The sequence below is a fragment of the Tateyamaria sp. syn59 genome, assembly GCF_007995245.1.
Lineage (GTDB): Bacteria > Pseudomonadota > Alphaproteobacteria > Rhodobacterales > Rhodobacteraceae > Tateyamaria.
The window spans coordinates 84,489-102,984 of record NZ_VCBA01000007.1 but is presented as its reverse complement, the minus strand read 5'-3'; the positions used below and the strand labels follow the sequence as shown (position 1 = coordinate 102,984).

The 18,496-nt window shown below is 62.2% G+C and carries 18 protein-coding genes and 1 tRNA gene; 3 read left to right on the top strand and 16 right to left on the bottom strand.

Annotated features, from left to right (window positions below; all coding sequences use genetic code 11):
• Window position 1 precedes the first annotated feature (1 nt).
• On the bottom strand, window positions 2–793 hold the full coding sequence (locus FD715_RS14665; RefSeq protein WP_147111174.1) for a hypothetical protein: 792 nt from the start codon (window positions 791–793) through the stop codon (window positions 2–4).
• 131 nt (window positions 794–924) lie between these two features.
• On the opposite strand from FD715_RS14665, the gene FD715_RS14660 reads away from it, so the two are divergent.
• Window positions 925–1,000: transfer RNA gene (locus FD715_RS14660), tRNA-Thr, on the top strand.
• A gap of 261 nt (window positions 1,001–1,261) precedes the next feature.
• Entirely contained in the window at window positions 1,262–2,191 is a 930-nt protein-coding gene (locus FD715_RS14655) for a 3-keto-5-aminohexanoate cleavage protein (RefSeq protein ID WP_147111171.1), read from the top strand.
• On the opposite strand, the gene ccoS is transcribed toward FD715_RS14655, so the two are convergent.
• The 10 genes from ccoS to fnrL all read right to left on the bottom strand — a co-directional run bounded on the left by ccoS (window position 2,188) and on the right by fnrL (window position 11,368).
• Window positions 2,188–2,328, bottom strand: a complete 141-nt coding sequence (gene ccoS, locus FD715_RS14650) for a cbb3-type cytochrome oxidase assembly protein CcoS (protein ID WP_076626637.1) — start codon at window positions 2,326–2,328, stop codon at window positions 2,188–2,190. The genes FD715_RS14655 and ccoS overlap by 4 nt on opposite strands.
• Window positions 2,325–4,457 carry a heavy metal translocating P-type ATPase gene (locus FD715_RS14645; RefSeq protein WP_147111168.1) on the bottom strand — a complete coding sequence of 711 codons (2,133 nt, stop codon included), beginning with the start codon at window positions 4,455–4,457 and terminating at the stop codon, window positions 2,325–2,327. Before FD715_RS14645 ends, ccoS begins: the two co-directional genes overlap by 4 nt.
• Window positions 4,454–4,909 carry a FixH family protein gene (locus FD715_RS14640; RefSeq protein WP_147111165.1) on the bottom strand — a complete coding sequence of 152 codons (456 nt, stop codon included), beginning with the start codon at window positions 4,907–4,909 and terminating at the stop codon, window positions 4,454–4,456. Before FD715_RS14640 ends, FD715_RS14645 begins: the two co-directional genes overlap by 4 nt.
• Before the next feature lie 3 nt (window positions 4,910–4,912).
• Window positions 4,913–6,346: a cytochrome c oxidase accessory protein CcoG gene (ccoG, locus tag FD715_RS14635; protein ID WP_147111162.1), complete on the bottom strand. Its 1,434-nt coding sequence runs from the start codon at window positions 6,344–6,346 to the stop codon at window positions 4,913–4,915.
• Window positions 6,347–6,535: 189 nt separating this feature from the next.
• The gene (gene ccoP, locus FD715_RS14630; RefSeq protein ID WP_147111159.1) at window positions 6,536–7,408 is read right to left on the bottom strand and encodes a cytochrome-c oxidase, cbb3-type subunit III; all 873 of its coding nucleotides are present in this window, start codon (window positions 7,406–7,408) and stop codon (window positions 6,536–6,538) included.
• A complete protein-coding gene (locus tag FD715_RS14625; protein WP_147111156.1) occupies window positions 7,401–7,604 on the bottom strand; it encodes a cbb3-type cytochrome c oxidase subunit 3 in 204 nt (67 codons plus the stop codon). Before FD715_RS14625 ends, ccoP begins: the two co-directional genes overlap by 8 nt.
• Window positions 7,605–7,613: 9 nt before the next feature.
• Entirely contained in the window at window positions 7,614–8,345 is a 732-nt protein-coding gene (ccoO, locus tag FD715_RS14620; protein ID WP_147111152.1) for a cytochrome-c oxidase, cbb3-type subunit II, read from the bottom strand.
• Window positions 8,346–8,357: 12 nt separating this feature from the next.
• Window positions 8,358–9,983 carry a cytochrome-c oxidase, cbb3-type subunit I gene (gene ccoN / locus FD715_RS14615; protein WP_147111150.1) on the bottom strand — a complete coding sequence of 542 codons (1,626 nt, stop codon included), beginning with the start codon at window positions 9,981–9,983 and terminating at the stop codon, window positions 8,358–8,360.
• A 155-nt stretch (window positions 9,984–10,138) separates the two neighbouring features.
• Entirely contained in the window at window positions 10,139–10,546 is a 408-nt protein-coding gene (locus FD715_RS14610; protein ID WP_147111147.1) for a universal stress protein, read from the bottom strand.
• Window positions 10,547–10,627: 81 nt separating this feature from the next.
• Window positions 10,628–11,368 carry a transcriptional regulator FnrL gene (gene fnrL, locus FD715_RS14605; protein ID WP_147111144.1) on the bottom strand — a complete coding sequence of 247 codons (741 nt, stop codon included), beginning with the start codon at window positions 11,366–11,368 and terminating at the stop codon, window positions 10,628–10,630.
• Window positions 11,369–11,427: 59 nt separating this feature from the next.
• Here fnrL and hemN point away from each other — a divergent pair, with 59 nt between their 5' ends.
• Complete coding sequence (gene hemN, locus FD715_RS14600; protein WP_147111141.1) at window positions 11,428–12,780, top strand: oxygen-independent coproporphyrinogen III oxidase; 1,353 nt, start codon at window positions 11,428–11,430, stop codon at window positions 12,778–12,780.
• Here hemN and iolG read toward each other — a convergent pair.
• The 5 genes from iolG to iolD form a co-directional block, all read right to left on the bottom strand.
• Complete coding sequence (gene iolG, locus FD715_RS14595; RefSeq protein ID WP_147111138.1) at window positions 12,777–13,772, bottom strand: inositol 2-dehydrogenase; 996 nt, start codon at window positions 13,770–13,772, stop codon at window positions 12,777–12,779. The genes hemN and iolG overlap by 4 nt on opposite strands.
• A gap of 4 nt (window positions 13,773–13,776) precedes the next feature.
• Window positions 13,777–14,604, bottom strand: coding sequence for a class II fructose-bisphosphate aldolase (locus FD715_RS14590; RefSeq protein ID WP_147111135.1), 828 nt, complete (start codon window positions 14,602–14,604; stop codon window positions 13,777–13,779).
• 124 nt (window positions 14,605–14,728) lie between these two features.
• Entirely contained in the window at window positions 14,729–15,583 is an 855-nt protein-coding gene (locus FD715_RS14585; protein WP_147111132.1) for a 5-deoxy-glucuronate isomerase, read from the bottom strand.
• Window positions 15,584–15,596: 13 nt separating this feature from the next.
• Window positions 15,597–16,577, bottom strand: a complete 981-nt coding sequence (iolC, locus tag FD715_RS14580; protein ID WP_147111128.1) for a 5-dehydro-2-deoxygluconokinase — start codon at window positions 16,575–16,577, stop codon at window positions 15,597–15,599.
• A 4-nt stretch (window positions 16,578–16,581) separates the two neighbouring features.
• Window positions 16,582–18,450: a 3D-(3,5/4)-trihydroxycyclohexane-1,2-dione acylhydrolase (decyclizing) gene (iolD, locus tag FD715_RS14575; RefSeq protein WP_147111125.1), complete on the bottom strand. Its 1,869-nt coding sequence runs from the start codon at window positions 18,448–18,450 to the stop codon at window positions 16,582–16,584.
• Between the last annotated feature and the right edge of the window lie 46 nt (window positions 18,451–18,496).

The window sequence follows — 18,496 nt, the reverse complement described above, 5'->3', positions numbered from 1 at the left end:
GTCACAGCGCCTCAAACCGGGCGGAGACCTCGTCCAAATTGGCGAGCATCGCGTCACCCAGCACTGACGCCAACTGAGCATCGCGTGGATCCAGAACGTCGCCGCTTGCTGCCGTTTGCAGAATGGGTTTTAGTGTTTTCCACTTGGCGAAGACCTTTCCCAGCGTCACTTTAATGTGGATATTGGGGGCCGCGGCCATACCAGCAGCCCGATCGCCTTCGATAAGCTGTGCAAGGGCGTGTTCGAAGTGGTCGATATCGTCGGAGAACACAGACGCCGCATCCTCAGGGGCCAGGTCGGTCAGAAAAAGGCACAGGTCGCGCTGAAATTTTTGCGACATCACCCGCAAATCCTGAACAAGGGCGTAAGACGGACGAAGCTGCGCCGAAACAGTTGTCGGCGCGTCTATCCGCTTATCTGCATATCGCGACGACAGACGCGGATTGGTCCTGAGCAATAGGGACACCGCTACGCTGTGCCGATCCCCCGCCGCGATCTGGCGCGCTGAACGTGTGAGCGTTGCGACATCTGCAGCCAACTCCAGATCGGCAGCGGCCATGATGCCAAGCGTCCCTGTCCGTGCCATCAACCGCGCGGAGGACTCAGCCACGTCATCCAGATGAACGGACGTGCTTGACCCGACAAACAGCAGACAAACGGATTTTGTCACCCGGTGCACCAGCACAGATTGGTCCGCCCAGTCCCGAAGGGTGATCGTATCGGCACGCACCGCAGACCCGAACACCGCCGTCATCAACGTCGCCGCCCATATCAGACATGCCAGATCTCTCACCGAGCGCTCCATAACCGCCATGACGATAGGAGTAAGCGACAAAGGTTTAAGGGTGCCTTAAGCCGCCCGTGCCATTTTCCAGTCCCACAAGCCTTGCCCTGCCCCCAGCATCGGTTATAACGCGCGCCCAAGCCGCTGTAGCTCAGATGGTAGAGCACGTCATTCGTAATGATGGGGTCGGGGGTTCGAGTCCCTTCAGCGGCACCACACTGGTTATGAGCCAGTCGCTTCATGGCCTTTTCAAAGTTGCTCCCCTTCCATCGGTGCGTGCCATCCAATGCCGCCGAAAAGCGCACGCGATCCGCTGGCGCGCGCACGCATAGCCGACCACCACGCCAATAGCGCAGGTCGCACCGCAGCACCGCCCGAACCAGACGCATTCCCTTGATAGCGCCGGAATCGTTTGTCATCGTGCTCGTGCTCACCACGATCTTTTCGTGATGACAGCCCTTTACCGGACGCGAGACAATGGCACGACCCAAGACCATCATCACATGCGCTGTCACCGGTGCCATCCACACACCCACAATGTCCGACCACTTGCCCGTGACGCATAACGACATCGCTGAGCAGGCCATCGCCGCGGCAGAGGCTGGCGCGTCCATCCTGCACCTGCACACGCGCGACCCCGACGACGGGCGGCCGTCGGTCGACCCTGATGACTACAGCGGCATTCTGGCCCGCGTGAAGCAATCCACTGACGCCGTACTGAACATCACCACCGGCGGCGCGCCCACCATGCGGATCGAGGAGCGGATACAGGCCGCCATCCGCTTCAGCCCCGAGATGTGCTCGCTCAACATGGGGTCGATGAACTTTGCCTTTCACCCGCTGGCCGATCGCTACGACACGTGGAAACACGACTGGGAAAAGGACTACATCGTCGGGTCCGAGGCCAACATCTTCCGCAACACCTTTGCCGATATCAAGCAGGCGGCGACCGCGCTGGCGCCGCACAATGTCAAGTTTGAGCACGAATGCTACGATGTCGGCCACCTCTACAACCTCAAACACTGCATGGAGATCGGGTTGTTCAAGGCGCCCGTGTTCCTGCAATTCGTATTTGGCGTTCTGGGCGGGATCGGGGCCGAGATCGACAACCTCGTCTTCATGAAACGGACCGCCGACCGCCTCTTTGGCGACGACTACCGCTGGTCCGTGCTGGGCGCGGGCGCGGCACAGATGCCGCTGGCCACGGCGGCCAGCCAGATGGGCGGCAACGTGCGCGTGGGGCCTGAAGACAGCCTGTTCATCGCGCGCGGTCAACTGGCCGAGACAAACGCGCAGCAGGTCACCAAGATCCGGCGCATCATCGAAGACCTCGGCTGCGAAATCGCCACCCCGGAAGAGGCACGAGAGATCCTCGACCTCAAGGGCAGCGATCAGGTTGCATTCTAGTCGTCGTCCAGCAGGATGCGCTGCGCGTCGCCATCAGGATCGGCGTACTGATCGCTTTTCAGCGTCCAGACAAAGGCGACCAGCGCCCCCAGCCCGAGGATCAGCGAACAGGGTACAAGTATGACAAGTACGTTCATGATTTGGCCTTTGTGCGTAGGGCGTTGACAGTCACAGTGATCGAGCTGGTGGACATCGCCAGAGCCGCCATCAGGGGCGAGGCAAAGCCGGACAGGGCCAGCGGAATCGCCACCGCATTATAGCACGCCGCAAGTCCGAAGTTCTCAAGAATCCGGCGCCGCGCGCTGCGCGCGATACCAATGGCATCGGGAATGCCCGACAGATGCTGACCCAGCAGAACCACATCCGCGGCATTCTGGCTCGCCTCCAGCGCATTGCCGGGTGCCATCGACGCCCAGGCGCGGGTCAGGGCCAGCGTGTCGTTCAACCCGTCGCCCACCATCACAACCTTGCGGCCATCGGCCTGCAAGGCCTCGATCAGATCCTGCTTGGCCTCGGGGTCCACCTCGGAATGCACGTGATCCACGCCGAGTTCGGCAGCCACCCGCGCGGCATTCTGCGCGCTGTCCCCGGTCAGCATGTGAACCTCCATGCCCATGGCCCGCAACCGCTCCAGCGTTTCATCCGCGTCGTCAAAGATCTGCTCGCGGCGCTCAAGCGCATAATGCATCTCGCCAATGCGCAGGACAGTCCCCTGCCCCACTCCAGCCCACGCAGCGTTGCCAAAACGCACCTCGGTGCCTTGCCAGAGGCCCGAAACGCCGTTCCCGCGATGCTCTGCCACCTGCTTCAAATCCGCAGCAGCCACATCCTTCAGAAGCGGTAAAACCGACCGGCTGAGCGGGTGGGCAGAGGCCTGCGCCAGCGCCTTCAGAACACCGCGCGCTTCTGCAGGCATCGCGGCGGGCGGCACCAACGCAGCAGCAGACAGCGTGCCCGTCTTGTCGAGCACAACGGTGTCCACCTCGGCCAGACGCTCCAGCGCCGTCTCGGATTTCACAAGCAGTCCCATGCGGAACAAGCGCCCCGTCGCAACCGTAGCAACCGCAGGTACGGCAAGGCCCAGCGCACAAGGGCAAGTGATGATCAGCGTTGCGATGGCAATCTTAAGCGCGTTGTACCAGTCGCCCGTCGCCAGGGACCAAACGACGAAGGCGGCAAAGGACAGCCCATGCACCAGCGGCGCATAGATGGCCCCGGCCCGGTCGGCAAGGCTGGTGTAGCGGCTACGCGCGCCCTCGGCCTGCGAGGCGATCTGGATCAAGCGGCGCAGCGTGGATCCCTTGGCCGCAACGGTGGTATGCATCGTGACCGGACCGGTCAAAACGACCTCACCCGCGGTCAGCACCTCGCCCTGTGCCACTGCAATCTCATCGCTTTCGCCGGTCAGCGCACTGCGGTCCACCTGCGCACCTGCGCTGTCGAGGATACCGTCAACCGGCACCCGCGACCCGGCGGCAAGCCACAGTGTATCGCCTTGCGCCACCTCATCGACAGGAACAGTGACGCGGGTGTCGCCCTCCAACCGCGTGACGCGGAGCGGCTCCAATGCGGCCAGATCAGCCGCGGCGGATCGCGCCGCCTGCCGCATGCGTTTCTCAAGCACGCGACCGCCCAATAGGAAGAATGTCAGCGACAGAGCCGCATCGAAATACGCATGCTCTCCACTTTGCGTCGTCTCGTAAAGCGACAGACCACAGGCCAAAATGATGGCCAGCGAAATCGGCACATCCATGTTCAGACGCCGCACGCGCAGCACCGACCAAGCCGACCAGAAGAAGGGCTGCGCACAGTAGACAGCCGCAGGCAGCGAGATCGCGGCCGCAATCCAGTGGAAAAAGTCGCGCGTCGCATCCGTGGCACCCGACCACACAGCCACCGACAGCAGCATCACGTTCATCATCGCAAAGCCCGCGATGCCCAGACGCAGTGTCAGGCCGTCATCCTGCGCATGACGGCCCGCATCGCGCGCCTCGTGCGCCTCGAACCCGATCTCGGCCAACGCGGCGATCCACGGGGCCGGGTCCATTCCGGGTTCGGCGGTGATGGACACACGCTTCCGGCTCAGGTTCACGCGGGCAGCGGCAAGGTCGGTGCGGGCGTTCAGCAGCCCCTCCACCGATCGAATGCAAGCGGCACAATGAATGCCGGGCAGGATCAACTCATGGGTGGGCAGGCCCGCATCGCGACCAGCCTGCTCGGCAATGGGGCCGCCCGCAACGCAGCCCGGACAGGATGCTGCTGTCATGGGCGCACCCTCAGCACGATGCGTTGACGGAAATCGGTGCCATCAGGGGCCACCGCCGCCAGACGCAGGTTCCAGTTGCCCGGGGCAAGTTCGGGAATAGTCGCGACAAACCGGGTTCCGTCATGGCGGAAGTCCGGGACCATATCCTGGCTCACATGGGTCGCCCGGCCCAGGGTCGCGGCCTGAATGTGGGGCACGACTGGGCCAATGTCGTCGTCAATGTAGAGGGCCAGCATGTCGCCGCGCGTCTCCAGCCGCACGTTCCAGCCCAGCGCCTCCTGCGCCTCGCGCTCTTCGTCAAACACCTGGCTGACCATGTAGGAGTTCCGAGTCTCCAGTCCCGGAAAGGTGCTCAGTGCCTGGAATGCCATCGTCAGGTTCACACTGATGATGATGCCAAAACCGACACAAAACATTGCAAGCACGTGCCAGCCTTTGAGTTCCTTGATCATGTCTCAGCCCTTTCCGTTGAAGATTGTAGCGACGCCGGCCCGGTCATCGGTTTCGACGTCTTCGACCCACAGGCGCAGGTCGGTTGTTTCTGCATCCGCCGCCGGATCCTGTGGCCGCGCCAGCACATAGACGCGCGCCTGCATGGTCTCGTTTGCGGGCACGGTGACGTGGTTGGCCACCGAGCCATCGCTTTCGACATCAATCCGCAAGATCTCCTCCGAGGTCAGCATGACCCGGAACTCGCGCGGCTCTGCGGTCAGGTTGCGGATGCGCAGGGTGTAGGCATTGCGCACCGACCCATCCGACAGGGTCACGAATTGCGGATTGCGAACCGGCTCGACGGTCAGGTCGATGTCTGACCGGACAAAGAGAGCATAGACCAGCGCAACACCAATCAGCGACCACATCGCGGTATAGAGGATCGTGCGCGGCCTCAGCACATGCTGCCAGATCGGGCGCGGCTTGGCGCCCTTGGTCTCGGCCTCTTCATCCGACAGGGCCAGATAGTCGATCAGGCCGCGCGGCTTGCCGATCCGCTCCATCACCTCATCACAGGCGTCGATGCACAGCGCGCAGGTGATGCACTCCATCTGCTGCCCATCGCGGATGTCGATGCCCGCCGGACACACGTTCACGCAGGCCATGCAGTCGATGCAGTCGCCGCGCTGATCCGCGTCCTCGGCCTTCATATGCTTGCCGCGCGGCTCGCCCCGCCAGTGGCGATAGGCGACGGTCAGCGTGCTTTCATCCATCATAGCGGCCTGGATACGCGGCCAGGGGCACATGTAGTTGCAGACCTGCTCGCGCATGAACCCGCCAAAGACCATGGTCGTCGCCGTTAGGATCAACATGGTGGAATAGGCCACCAGCGGCGCGTCAAAGGTCACGAGATCGCGCGCCAGCGTCGGCGCATCAGCGAAATAGAATACCCAGGCCCCGCCCGTGGCGAGCGCGATAAAGAACCAAACGACCCACTTGGTCATCCGCAGGCGAAACTTCTTGAACGACCACTCTGCATTCCAAAGGCGGACCCGCGCGTTGCGGTCGCCCTCGATCCAGCGTTCGACGAGGATGAATAGGTCGGTCCACACGGTCTGCGGGCAGGTGTAACCGCACCAGACGCGGCCCAGGGCGGAGGTGAAAAGAAACAGGCCAAGGCCCGCCATGATCAAGAGCCCGGCCACGAAGTAAAACTCGTGCGGCCAGATCTCGATCCACAGGAAGTAAAAGCGGCGGCCCGCCAGATCGACCAGAACCGCCTGATCCGGCAGGTTCGGGCCGCGATCCCAGCGGATCCACGGGGTCAGGTAATAGATGGCCAGGGTCACGCCCATGATCCACCATTTCAGGGTGCGGTACGTGCCCTTGACCCGCCTTGGGAAGATCGGTTCGCGCGGCGCATAAAGCGGCGGCGGAGAGGCCGGAGTCTGTGTCATATTCGGTTGTCCTGTTCGTGAGCGTACCGTGCAAATTTGCAGGGTCCACAGCCTTGATCTGAATCAAGCATCAAATAGAAAATCCCGGTCCCTGCATGGTACGAACAGGACAGAGACCGGGACCGCCGCGCATGCCTCCTTCGGGGCACCCAGGCACCCGACGCGCGGCTTGGTATGAGAGGGCGAGCGTTACTCGCCACCTCCCAACTGGTGCAGGTAGAGCGTGACCGCCTTGATCTCGTACTCGTCCAGACGCTGGCCCCAGGCAGGCATGACGCCAAACCGGGAATAGGTGATCGTCTCGTTCAAGGTGTCGCGGTCGCCGCCGTAAAGCCAGATGGCGTCGTTCAGCGTGGGCGCGCCCAATTCGCGGATGCCCTCGCCGCTGTCGCCATGGCAGGCTGTACACTGTTCCTGGAACCACACCATACCTTGCTCGGCCATGGCCGCATCATGCTCCTGACCCGAGATGGCCAGCACGTATTCGACCGTCTGTTCGATCTCCTCGTCCGACAGGATGTCGCCAAAGGCAGGCATCTCGGACCAGCGGGCATCGGGGTCGGTGTCGTTGCGAATGCCGTGGCGGACCGTGAACTCGATATCCTCGAGCGTACCGCCCCACAGCCATGCGTCATCCAGCAGGTTGGGATAGCCCGCCGCCTGCACACCCGCAGCCCCCTGTCCGTGGCATTGCGAACAATGCGCCAGGAAGACCGAGGCACCCCCGGCAACACCGAACCGGTGGGCCGGATCATCGGGCGCGAGCGTCGACAGATCAGCGGACGCCAGACGCTCTGACACCTCGGCATTGCGCGCATTCACCGCCGCAATCTCCTGCGCCACCTCGGCGCGTGTCGAATAGCCCAGCACCCCTTGCGTGGCCGAGTTGATCAGCGGCCAGGCCGGATAGGCGATGGTGTAGGCAAGACCCCAGGCCACGGTGCCGTAGAAGGTCCACAACCACCAGCGCGGCAGCGGATTGTTCAGCTCCTTGATGCCGTCCCACTCGTGCCCGGTGGTGTCGGTGCCGGTGACCTCATCAATGTCTTTCTTGTCAGCCATCTTGTTTGGCCTCCGGTTCTTGCGCCATCACCGGCGCATCAATGTCGTTTCTGAAGGGAATGTGGGCCGCGTCCTCGTTCGCCTTGCGCGCCGAGGGGCGCACCGCATAAAGGCAAGCCGAAATGTAGAACAGCATCATCGCAATCAGCGCCCAGCTGCCTGCAAACTCACGCAGAATGGCATAGGTCGTTTCCATGTCAGCCTCCTATCGGGTCGGATCCGGGGTGAAGGTCGAGAAGTCGACCAACGTGCCCAGCATCTGCAGATACGCGATCAGCGCATCCATCTCGGTCAGCTCGGGCTGGCCATCAAAGTTGGACACAACGGCCCCGGGATAGCGTTCGACCAACCCGTCCCAATCCCCGTCAGGATCGGCCTGCACCCGGAAATCGGCAGAGGCCTGCGCGATCATCTCGTCGGTATAGGGCACGCCCACAAACCGGTGGGTGCGCAGCAGATCCTCGATCCGGTCACCGTCGATGACCGCATCGGCCAGGAAGGCGTATTGCGGCATCACACTTTCAGGCACCACCGATTGCGGGTCCATGAAGTGATCGACATGCCAGGCATCCGAGTACCGGCCACCGACGCGGGCCAGGTCAGGCCCCGTGCGCTTCGACCCCCACTGGTGCGGGTGGTCGTATTTCGACTCCGCCGCCAGTGAGTAGTGGCCGTAGCGCTCCACCTCGTCCCGCAGGGGGCGGATCATCTGGCTGTGGCAGACATAGCACCCCTCGCGGATGTAGACGTCGCGCCCCGTCAACTCGAGCGGGCTGTAGGGACGCACGCCTTCCACCTCTTCAATCGTGTTCTCGATGTAGAAGAGCGGTGCGATCTCCACGATCCCGCCGACGGACACGGTCAGCAGCGAGAAGACGAACAAAAGCGTCGGGCTGCGTTCCAGGATCTGGTGGCGTTGAAGAAATCCTTGTTTCATGGCTCTTTCTCCTTACGCAGCTTGTGCGGTTTGTGCCGCAGCAACAGGCGCTGCTGGTGGGGCCACCCGGACGGGCGAACCGCCCCGGATGGTCATCCACATATTCCAGACCATGATGCAGGCCCCGGCGAGGTACAGAACACCGCCCAGCCCACGCACCACATACATCGGGAACTTCGCGCTCACGGTGTCGGCGAACGAGTTCACCAGGAACCCTTGGGCATCGACTTCACGCCACATCAGGCCTTCCATGATGCCGGTCACCCACATGGATGCCGCGTAAAGCACGATGCCGATGGTCGCGAGCCAGAAGTGCCAGTCGATGGCCTTCATCGAGTACATCTGCTGACGACCCCACAGGCGCGGCGTCAGGAAGTACAGCGCGCCAAAGGTGATCATGCCGTTCCAACCAAGTGCGCCGGAGTGCACGTGGCCAATAGTCCAGTCGGTGTAGTGGCTGAGGCTGTTGACGGCCTTGATGGACATCATCGGCCCCTCAAAGGTGGACATGCCGTAGAAGGCGAGGCTGATCACCATCATCCGAATGATCGGATCGGTGCGCAGCTTGTCCCAAGCGCCTTGCAGCGTCATCAGACCGTTGATCATGCCACCCCAGGACGGCATCCACAGGATGATCGAGAACACCATGCCAAGGGTCGAGGCCCAGTCCGGCAGCGCGGTGTAGTGCAAGTGGTGCGGACCCGCCCAGATATACAGGAAGATCAGCGCCCAGAAGTGGATGATCGACAGCTTGTAGGAGTATACGGGACGGCCCGCCTGCTTCGGCACGAAGTAGTACATCATTCCCAGGAAGCCCGCGGTCAGGAAGAAGCCCACAGCATTGTGGCCATACCACCACTGCGTCATCGCATCCTGCACGCCCGAGAACACCTGCACCGACTTCGAGCCGAAGATCGACACCGGAATGCTCAGGTTGTTGACGATATGCAGCATCGCCACGGTGATGATGAAGGCGAGCAGGAACCAGTTCGCGACATAGATGTGCTTTTCCTGCCGGCGGAAGATCGTGCCCATGTAAACGGCCAGGAACGCGACCCAGACGATGGTCAGCCAAATGTCCACGTACCACTCAGGTTCTGCATATTCCTTGGACTGCGTCGCACCCAGCAAATAGCCGGTCGCCGCCATCACGATGAACAGCTGATAGCCCCAGAACACGAACCAAGCCGTGTTGCCGCCCCACAGCCGCGCGCCACAGGTGCGCTGCACGATGTAGAACGACGACATGATCAGCGCGTTGCCCCCGAACGCGAAGATCACCGCGCTGGTGTGCAGCGGGCGCAGGCGTCCAAAGTTGGTATAGGGTTGGCCCCATTCAAAGTTCAGCCCCGGAAAGGCCAACTGAAAGGCGATGAACACCCCCGCCAGAAAGCCAACGACGCCCCAAAATCCCGTGGCGATCACGCCTGCCCTGATCACACCGTCCATGTATCCGCTGGTGTCGACCAGCGGCTTTTCGGTGTCGATCTGGCGGACCTGCCAGATGAACATGCCCAACGCGATCACAAAGATCAGCGCGGCGTGTACCTTATAGGCCAAATCGTGACCCCAATCCGCTGCGATGGCAGCGCACAGGGCGACAAGGCCAAGTAAAATGAGTTTAAAGTAGTCCCACATTCTCTTTCCTTTGCATCTTCGCACTGATCGCCGTGGCTATGGGGACCTGCGCGCGTCTGCGCACTGTCCCCGCGGGGACAACAGACCTGTTCGTATGTTTCGGGATTAGGGACGCGGCTGATGCCGCGCGTTGATCTGGATCAAGATGCGACAATTTACCGGATGACATGCACCGCGCAGGGGGCGTGCCGGGTGACCCAGGCCGCCGTCGACCCAAGCAGGATGTCCGACAAGGCCGGTTGATGCGACGGCATCACGATCAGGTCGATGCCGTGCTGTTGCGCATAGTCGGTGATACTACGGCCCGTGGCGCCTTCGATCATTGCACTTTGGCCATTGGGCAATTCGGCTGCCATGACCTGCAGGCGTGTCGCCAGACGCTCCCGATTGCCGATCACCAGATCAGAGGGCACGAATTCGGCTGCATAAACGGGGATCTGTTCCAGCACATGCAAAAGCGTGATCAGCGCGCCGTCGGATGCCAAATGCTTGGCCACCAGCTCGGCCCGTTCATGGTCGCGATCCTCTCCGAACGCGACGGGGATCAGAATATTGTTGTACATGAAAACGCCCTCCTTTGACCTTTCGGTCAGAAGGGATACGACGCGTCCTGCGCAGATGCGTTGATGTGGATCAAGCCGTGATCAGATCAGCGGGCCGCCATCGGAATCGTCACCGCTTTCCAGCAGAAGCGTTTCGAGGTCCGGCACGATCACACTGCGATTGCCGTCCAGCTCGATCACACCGTCCTTACGCAGACCGGTGAACTGACGGCTGACCGTCTCGATGGTCAGGCCCAGGAAATTCGCCATCGCCTCGCGACTGATCGGCAGTTCGATCCGTGAGATGTTGCCCAGCACATGACCATCCGGATGCACGGTGCGCTTGGCAATCAGCATCAGGAAACTCGCGATCTTTTCCCGCGCTGTCTTGCGGCCCAGCAGCAACATCCAGTCGCGCGCGGCGTCCAACTCGTCCAGGGCCATCTCCAACATCCGTTCCTGCACATGCGGGATGCGCACCAGCAGATCCTCAAACGGTTTGCGGTAAAAGCAGCACAACGTGACGTCGGTTACGGCCGTCACATCATATTGCAGGGTCGTCCGGCCGGGACGACCAATAAAGTCCGATGGCAGCAGCAAGCCCACCAGCTGCGTGCGTCCATCTTCAATGGCGCGCTCCAGCGTTGCGGTGCCACTGACCACGGACGCAACCACATCCAGAGCATCGCCCCGCATCGCGATGGTCTGACCGGCGGAATAGGACTTGTAGAACTTGATCGCGTTCAGCTCGACCAGCTCATCATCATCGCAGCGCGCACAGACCGCACGGTGGCGGATCGGGCAGCTTGAGCAGTTGTCGATGGCTGTCAGCGGCTTGTTCATCCCGCCCTCCGTTGATCTGTGTCAATGCGCGAAACCTGCGCCTCACTCAACTTGGTGGCATGAAACACGTTTCCAAACTCCGCCAACATGGGCTTTTCGACGCACGTGTGCCACGCTTCACGAGCTATCCACCGGCCAACTGGTTCAGCGAAACCGTCGATGCGGGCAGCGTGCACAGGTGGCAGTCTACGGCACCAAAGGATGCAGAGATTTCGCTCTATGTCCACATTCCCTTTTGCCGCAGATTATGCTGGTTCTGCGCCTGCCGTACCCAGGGAACGCGCAACGAAGCGCCACTCGCACCCTATGTGGAACGCGTGCTGACCGAAGCGCGGGCCATGCGCAACGGCTTTTCCAACGGGGTGCAGACCAAGCGCCTGCATTTGGGCGGAGGAACGCCGACGATCCTGCCCGCCCCCGTGCTGGATCACCTGCTGACCCGCCTACACGACATCTGGGACCTCAGCGCACTCGAAGAGTTTTCGGTCGAGGTTGACCCCACCGATGTCGGCCCCAAACGGCTCGCTATGCTCAAACAGCACGGCCTGTCGCGCGCCAGCCTTGGCATCCAGGATTTCGACCCGCAGGTGCAGAAAGCCATCGGGCGCGAACAGTCCCGTGATCTCACCGCCAGTGTCGTGGACCAGCTGCGCGCCCTGGACGTGGACGCGCTGAACTTCGACCTGCTCTATGGCCTGCCCTACCAGACCGAGCAGACGCTCGCGACGACGCTCGATGCGGCGCTCGAGATGGAGCCGGGGCGCATTGCGCTTTTCGGCTATGCACACGTGCCATGGATGTCGAAACGCCAGTCCCTGATCCCGAGCGAGGCGCTGCCCGCGCCCGAAAAACGGCTCGCCCTCTTCGACCTTGCCAGGCGCACGCTTCTGGGCCGCGGCTACGTGCAGATCGGCATCGACCACTTCGCTAGGCCCGACGACGCATTGGCGCAGGCGTTCTTCGACAAACGCCTCACCCGTTCGTTCCAGGGCTACACCGACGACACGGCCCCCTACCTCGTCGGGCTCGGCGCCTCGGCCATCTCGACCTATCCTCAGGGCTTTGCCCAGAACATCCCCGTCACCGGCAAATACGCCGCGCAGGTCGAAGCAGGCCAACCGGCCATGTGGCGCGGATACGTGCTGACAGATCTCGACCACCTGCGGGCTGATCTGGTCGAGCAACTCATGTGCTACCACAGCGCCACGCTGTCCGAGGCGCAACTGAGTGAAGAGAGCATGCTCGCCAGCATCCTGCACATCGTCGAACGGTTCGGCGACGCGGTCACCTGGGACGGGCGCACGCTCACCATCGCCCGCTGGGCGCACCCCTTGGTGCGGATGATCGCAGGTACGCTGACCAGCGATCAGAACGAACAAACCGACAAGCGCACCTACAGTGCGGCGATCTAGGTAAAGTCCAACGCGCGCGGCGCGCCCGCCTCAAACGAGGCTTGCGCCGCATCCGCCATCACCTGGGCTTTGTAGCCGTCGATCCCGCTTGGGTTCGGCGGCGTGCCTGCGGTCAGTACCTCGACAAAGTGCTGCATTTCGGCGGTGTAGGCCGCAGCATAGCGCTCCAGGAAAAACGGCTCGGTCGGCGCGCGGGTGAAGCCGCTGGCGTCCGAAACCTCGACGGTAGAGGTCAGCACATTGTCTGCGCGCAACATCCCCTGTTCCCCATGCACTTCGATCCGCTGATCATAGCCATAGGTGGCGCGGCGCGAGTTCGAAATCTGGCACAGCTTGCCCGACGCCGTGCGCAAGGACACCATCGCCGTGTCCACATCCCCCGCCTGCCCGATCTCGGGATCCACAAGGCAAGAGCCGTGGGCAAAGACCTCCACCGGATCCTCGCCCAGCAGAAACCGCGCCATGTCCAGATCGTGGATCATCATGTCGCGAAACAGCCCGCCAGACGTCTTGATGTACCCGATAGGCGGCGGCGACGGGTCGCGGGACAGGATCGTCACCATCTCGACTTTGCCGATGCGGCCCGCGTCGATCTGGCCCTTCAAGGCCCGGAAATTCGGATCGAAGCGACGGTTGAAAGCGATGAAGAAGGGCACATCGTGCTGCGCTACAACGGCCAGACAATCACGGATGCGGCCTGCGTTCAGATCAATGGGCTTTTCACAGAAAATCGCCTTGCCCGCCCGCGCGGCCCCATGGATTAGGTCGTAATGCGTGGTCGTCGGCGTCCCGATCACCACCGCGTCGATGTCCGATGCGGCGAGGATGTCCTCCACCTCCATCACCCTTGCCCCGGTGCGGGCGGCCAATGCCTCCGCTGCCTCCGGCATGGCGTCGGCCACAGCAGCGACCTGTGCATCCTCCAGCCCCATCAGGCTGCGCGCATGGACCTGTCCGATGCGGCCGCAGCCCAGAAGTGCGACGTTGATCATGGGCTTAACCTTTCATTGTGCGCAAGACAGTGCGCGTCGCTGCGACAACCGGATCGTGCGTGTCCTTGAGGATTTGAACTCGGTCAAAGCGATCCGGGTCGCGGTTCACAGCGTCCCGCAATGCGTGGCCAAAGGCCTGCCGCAGCTCGGTCCCGATGTTGAACTTGCAGATGTTGGTCCCCGTCGCCAGCTTGCGGCGCTGCGCTGCAGGCACACCGGAGCCACCATGGATGACCAGCGGCACGTCAGTGACAGCCTGAATGGCGGCGATCCGATCCTCATCCAGCCCGCCCGACTGATCGGTCTGCAAATGCACATTACCCACCGAAACGGCCATCGCGTCCACGCCCGTCTCCGCTGCGAATTGCGCGGCCTCCGCAGGGTCGGTCCCGGCAGATGCCTCGCCGTTGTCGTAGCCCACAAACCCAATCTCACCCTCGCAGGAGATGCCTGCCTTATGCGCCATGTCCACGATGGCCTTCGTCTCGGCGATATTCTCGGCCAAGGGTTTGCGCGACCCGTCGAACATGAGCGAGGTAAAGCCGCTGTCGAGCGCTTCCTTGCACTCGTCAAACGTATAGCCGTGGTCCAGATGCGCCACGACCGGCACCGATGCGCCTTCGGCCAGATGGCGGAACATTTTGCCGAGGATCGGCAGAGGCGTATGTGCCCGACAAGACGGCCCGGCTTGCAGGATGACCGGGCACCCTTCAGCCTCGGCCGCCGCCACATAGGCGCGCATGTCCTCCCAGCCCAGCGTCACGAGACCGGCCACAGCGTAGCCTTGGGCTTTGGCGGGGTGGAGAACGTCAGAGAGAGTTGCGAGTGGCATATCATTTGAACTGAGGGCGGGCCCCGACCGCGGGTGGGAGTGTAGCCCCCGCCCGTCGAACCTGCGGTTCGCCATTGGGGAATGGGCGGTCGGGGGCTGCCCGGCGGTGCCGCCGGGCGATGCATCACTTGAACTTCGCGATCATGTCCTTGATGCCCGGAATGGTCTCGATCTGGTAGGCATGGGTGGGCTGGAAGTACTGCACAAGACTGCGCTGGCTCAGTCCGCCAAGGATGGTGAAGTAATACATCTCATACCCCGGCAGCACCGCGCAGGGGTGGTAGCCATTGTCGAGGCAGATCGTGGACCCATCCACGATGTGATAGGCATCGCCCGCCTTCCCGTCCTCACGCTGCAGCATCTGCACGCCCGAGCCGTGATTGGGCCGGAAGCGGAAGTTGTAGGTCTCGTCGTGCCGCGTCTCGATGACCTCACCGCCCTCGGACCGGTCGGTGTCATGCTTGTGGCTGGGAAAGCCCGACCAGCCACCCTGCCCCACGGTGAAAAGCTCCGACACCAGCAGGCGCCCCACCTTGTCGTGATATTTGGTGCCGAGGATGTGCTTGATCTTGCGGTGGGTTTTCGTGTCGTCCGACCCGTATTGCACCAGATCTAACTCGTCATTGCGCACGGCAAAGGCGTCGAGCACCTTGTCATACTTCGCCCCTGCCACGAAGATTTCGGCTTCGTCCGAGGTACACACCATCTCGGCTTTAGCCGCCGTCGGGACATAAACGCCCTCCGGCTCGCCGTCCCACACATCCACGCCGCGTCCGCCCAAAGCATCCGCCTTGAATCCCTCGACATTCACATTAACGGTGCCCGTCGCGGGCACGATGCAGGTCTCGTATCCGGGCACGGCGTATTCAAACGCCTCACCCTTCTTCAGCTTCACGATGTTGAAATAGTTCAGCGGGACAGTCGGGTCGTCCGCGTCCACAATCGGTTTGTTCTGGTTGTCGTAAGGCGCGATATGCATCGTCTGGCCTCCTTTAAGCTTTGGTCGGACCGGGATGATTGGTCAGGAAATCATCCAGCAGGTCAGGTGTTGGCATGGCGGGCGCGCAGCCCGGTTGCGAAACGGTGATGGACGCACAGGCCGAGCCATGCAGGATGGCGGTTTTCAGGTCGTGCCCATCCGCGAGCCCTGTCATCAAACCCGCCATGAACGCATCCCCCGCGCCGTTCGGTTTGACGGCAGTGACCGGGTAGATGCCGGTCGCAATCTCCTCTCCGCCCGCATAGGTCACAGCACCTCGTTCGCCCATCTTGTAGATGACAATCTCAGCACTGCTCTCGGACAGCGCCCGCGCCTTGTCCTGCCCCTTGTCCATGCCGCCCGCCATGAAGCCAAACTCTTCGTCATTGCCGACAATCATGTCGGATGCCTCCGCCGCGCGGCTCAGCACATCGGCGGCGACCTCGGCTGAGGGCCACGAGTAAGGGCGATAATCCACGTCAAAGATGATGGGCAAACCGGCCGCCTTGGCCAGTTCAAACGCACGGAACGTGGCACTGCGCGACGGCTCGGCGGCGAAGACAGTACCCGCCGTGATCAACGCGCCGTACTTGGCGTAATCCACCGCCTCAACATCTTCTACACTCATCTGAAAATCCGCCGCCCCGTTGCGGTAGATAACGTTCCGATGCCCCTCCAGCACACTTTCATAGAATGCCAGCGAGTTGCGATACTCGCCGCCGACGCGGGCGACATGATCCGTGTTCACGCCGTAATGCTGCAACCGGTTCACGCAATAACTGCCCACCGAGTCATCACTGACAGAGGTCACCAACGCCGCCCGACCGCCCAGCTTGCAAATCCCCGCGCCAATATTGGCAGCAGAGCCACCCAGATCCACGGTCAACCGCTCCGCATCCTCGGCCCGCACGCCGACGTCGGTAAAGAAATCAATCCCCGCCCGGCCCACGATGACAAAGTCATTGGCGCGGATGCCCTGCAACAGCGCGCTCATGGCATCACACACCCTTCCGCTGCTTGGGTCGGGACGCTTCCCAATCCGCATGGGCGGCGGCAACCTTGTCATTGTCAGTCACATGCGGCGTGCCGACCTCCCACCAGGCATGACCGCCCTCGGTCCAGCCCTCATAGGCTTCCACCTTCATGCAGATGACATAAGTCTTGTCGCTGGCCTTGGCGCGTTTGAACGCTTCACCCAGTTCAGCCGGGTTCTTCACCGTCTCAGCCGCCGCCCCCATGCTCGCGGCATGCGCCTCAAAATCGACCGCAAAGGCCTGCGGAATGGTCGGCGCATCGCTCAACAGGTTGTTGAAGCTCTCGTTGCCGGTGTTGTTCTGCAGCTTGTTGATGACGGCAAAGCCACCATTGTCGAGCACCAGCACGATCATCTTTTTCCAAGACAAAACAGACGAATAGATGTCCGAATTCATCAGCAGATACGACCCATCACCGCAAAAGGTGATGACGTCCTGCTCCGGCTCCCGCTCAGCCTGCGCAATGCGCGCGCCCCAGGCGCCCGCAATCTCGTATCCCATGCAGGAAAAGCCGAACTCGACATCAACCGTCCCGATATCCAGCGTGCGCCAATTGGCCGTCACCTCGGCAGGCAAACCACCGGCAGCCGCCACCACCCGGTCACGCGGATCGCAAGCGGCATTCACGACGCCAATGGCCTGCGCGTAGGAATTGGGGCGGTTCCCGTGGGCCACATTCTCCGCCACATAGGCGGTCCAAGCGGCACGCTCACTCTTGGCAAACTCCGCCCAGCCGGACGGCGCCGTATACCCGGTGATGGCAGCCCCCAGCGCCTCCAGCCCCAGCTTTGCATCGCCCACCACTGGCAACGACCGGTGCTTGCCCGCATCGTGCCGCCCGGCATTCAGGCCAATGATCTGCGCATCATGGGCAAAGGCCGTCCAAGACCCGGTTGTAAAATCCTGCAACCGGCAGCCGACCGACAGGATCACATCCGCCTTTTCCGCAATCGCATTGGCGCTGTCCGATCCGGTCACGCCGATGGGGCCGCAATTCAGCGGATGGGTGTCCAACATATTGGCCCGGCCCGCGATGGTTTCGACCACCGGAATGCCCGTCGCCTCGGCAAAGGCGGTCAACTCCTCGACCGCGCGGGAATACTGCACCCCACCACCTGCGATGATCATGGGCCGCTTGGCAGCTTTCAACGCCGCAGCAGCATCAGCCACCTCTGCCGCGTCCGGGAACTGACGGCGGATGCGATGCACCTTTTTCGCAAACATCTCCACCGGGTAGTCATAGGCCCAGCCCTGCACGTCCTGCGGCAAGCCAAGAAAAGCAGGCCCGCAATCAGCCGGATCCAACATCGTCGCAATCGCATTCGGCAGCGACTGAGTGATCTGCGCGGGATGCGTAATGCGGTCCCAATAGCGGGTCACCGCCTTGAACGCGTCATTCACGCCGAAGGTTGGGTCGCTAAAATGCTCCAATTGCTGCAGCACCGGATCCGGAAGGCGCGTGATAAACGTATCGCCACACAGCATAAGCATCGGCAACCGGTTGGCATGGGCAAGCGCCGACGCCGTCAGCAGGTTCGCCGTCCCCGGCCCCGCACTCGCCGTACAGAACATGAAACGCTGCCGCAGCCACGTCTTGGCATAGGCGGCGGCCGCAAACCCCATGCTCTGCTCGTTCTGTCCGCGATACAGCGGCAACGCGGCGCGATGATCGTACAGCGCCTCGCCCAGACAAGTCACATTGCCATGGCCAAAGATGCCAAAACCGCCGCCGCACAGGCGCCATTCCTGGCCATCAATCTCGATAAACTGCGCCGCCAGATAGCGGATGATCGCCTGAGCCGTCGTCAGACGCACGGTGTCGCTGCCCGCCATTCAATCCTCCCTTGGCTTGCGCGATATGCTGGTGTGACGATTCTGT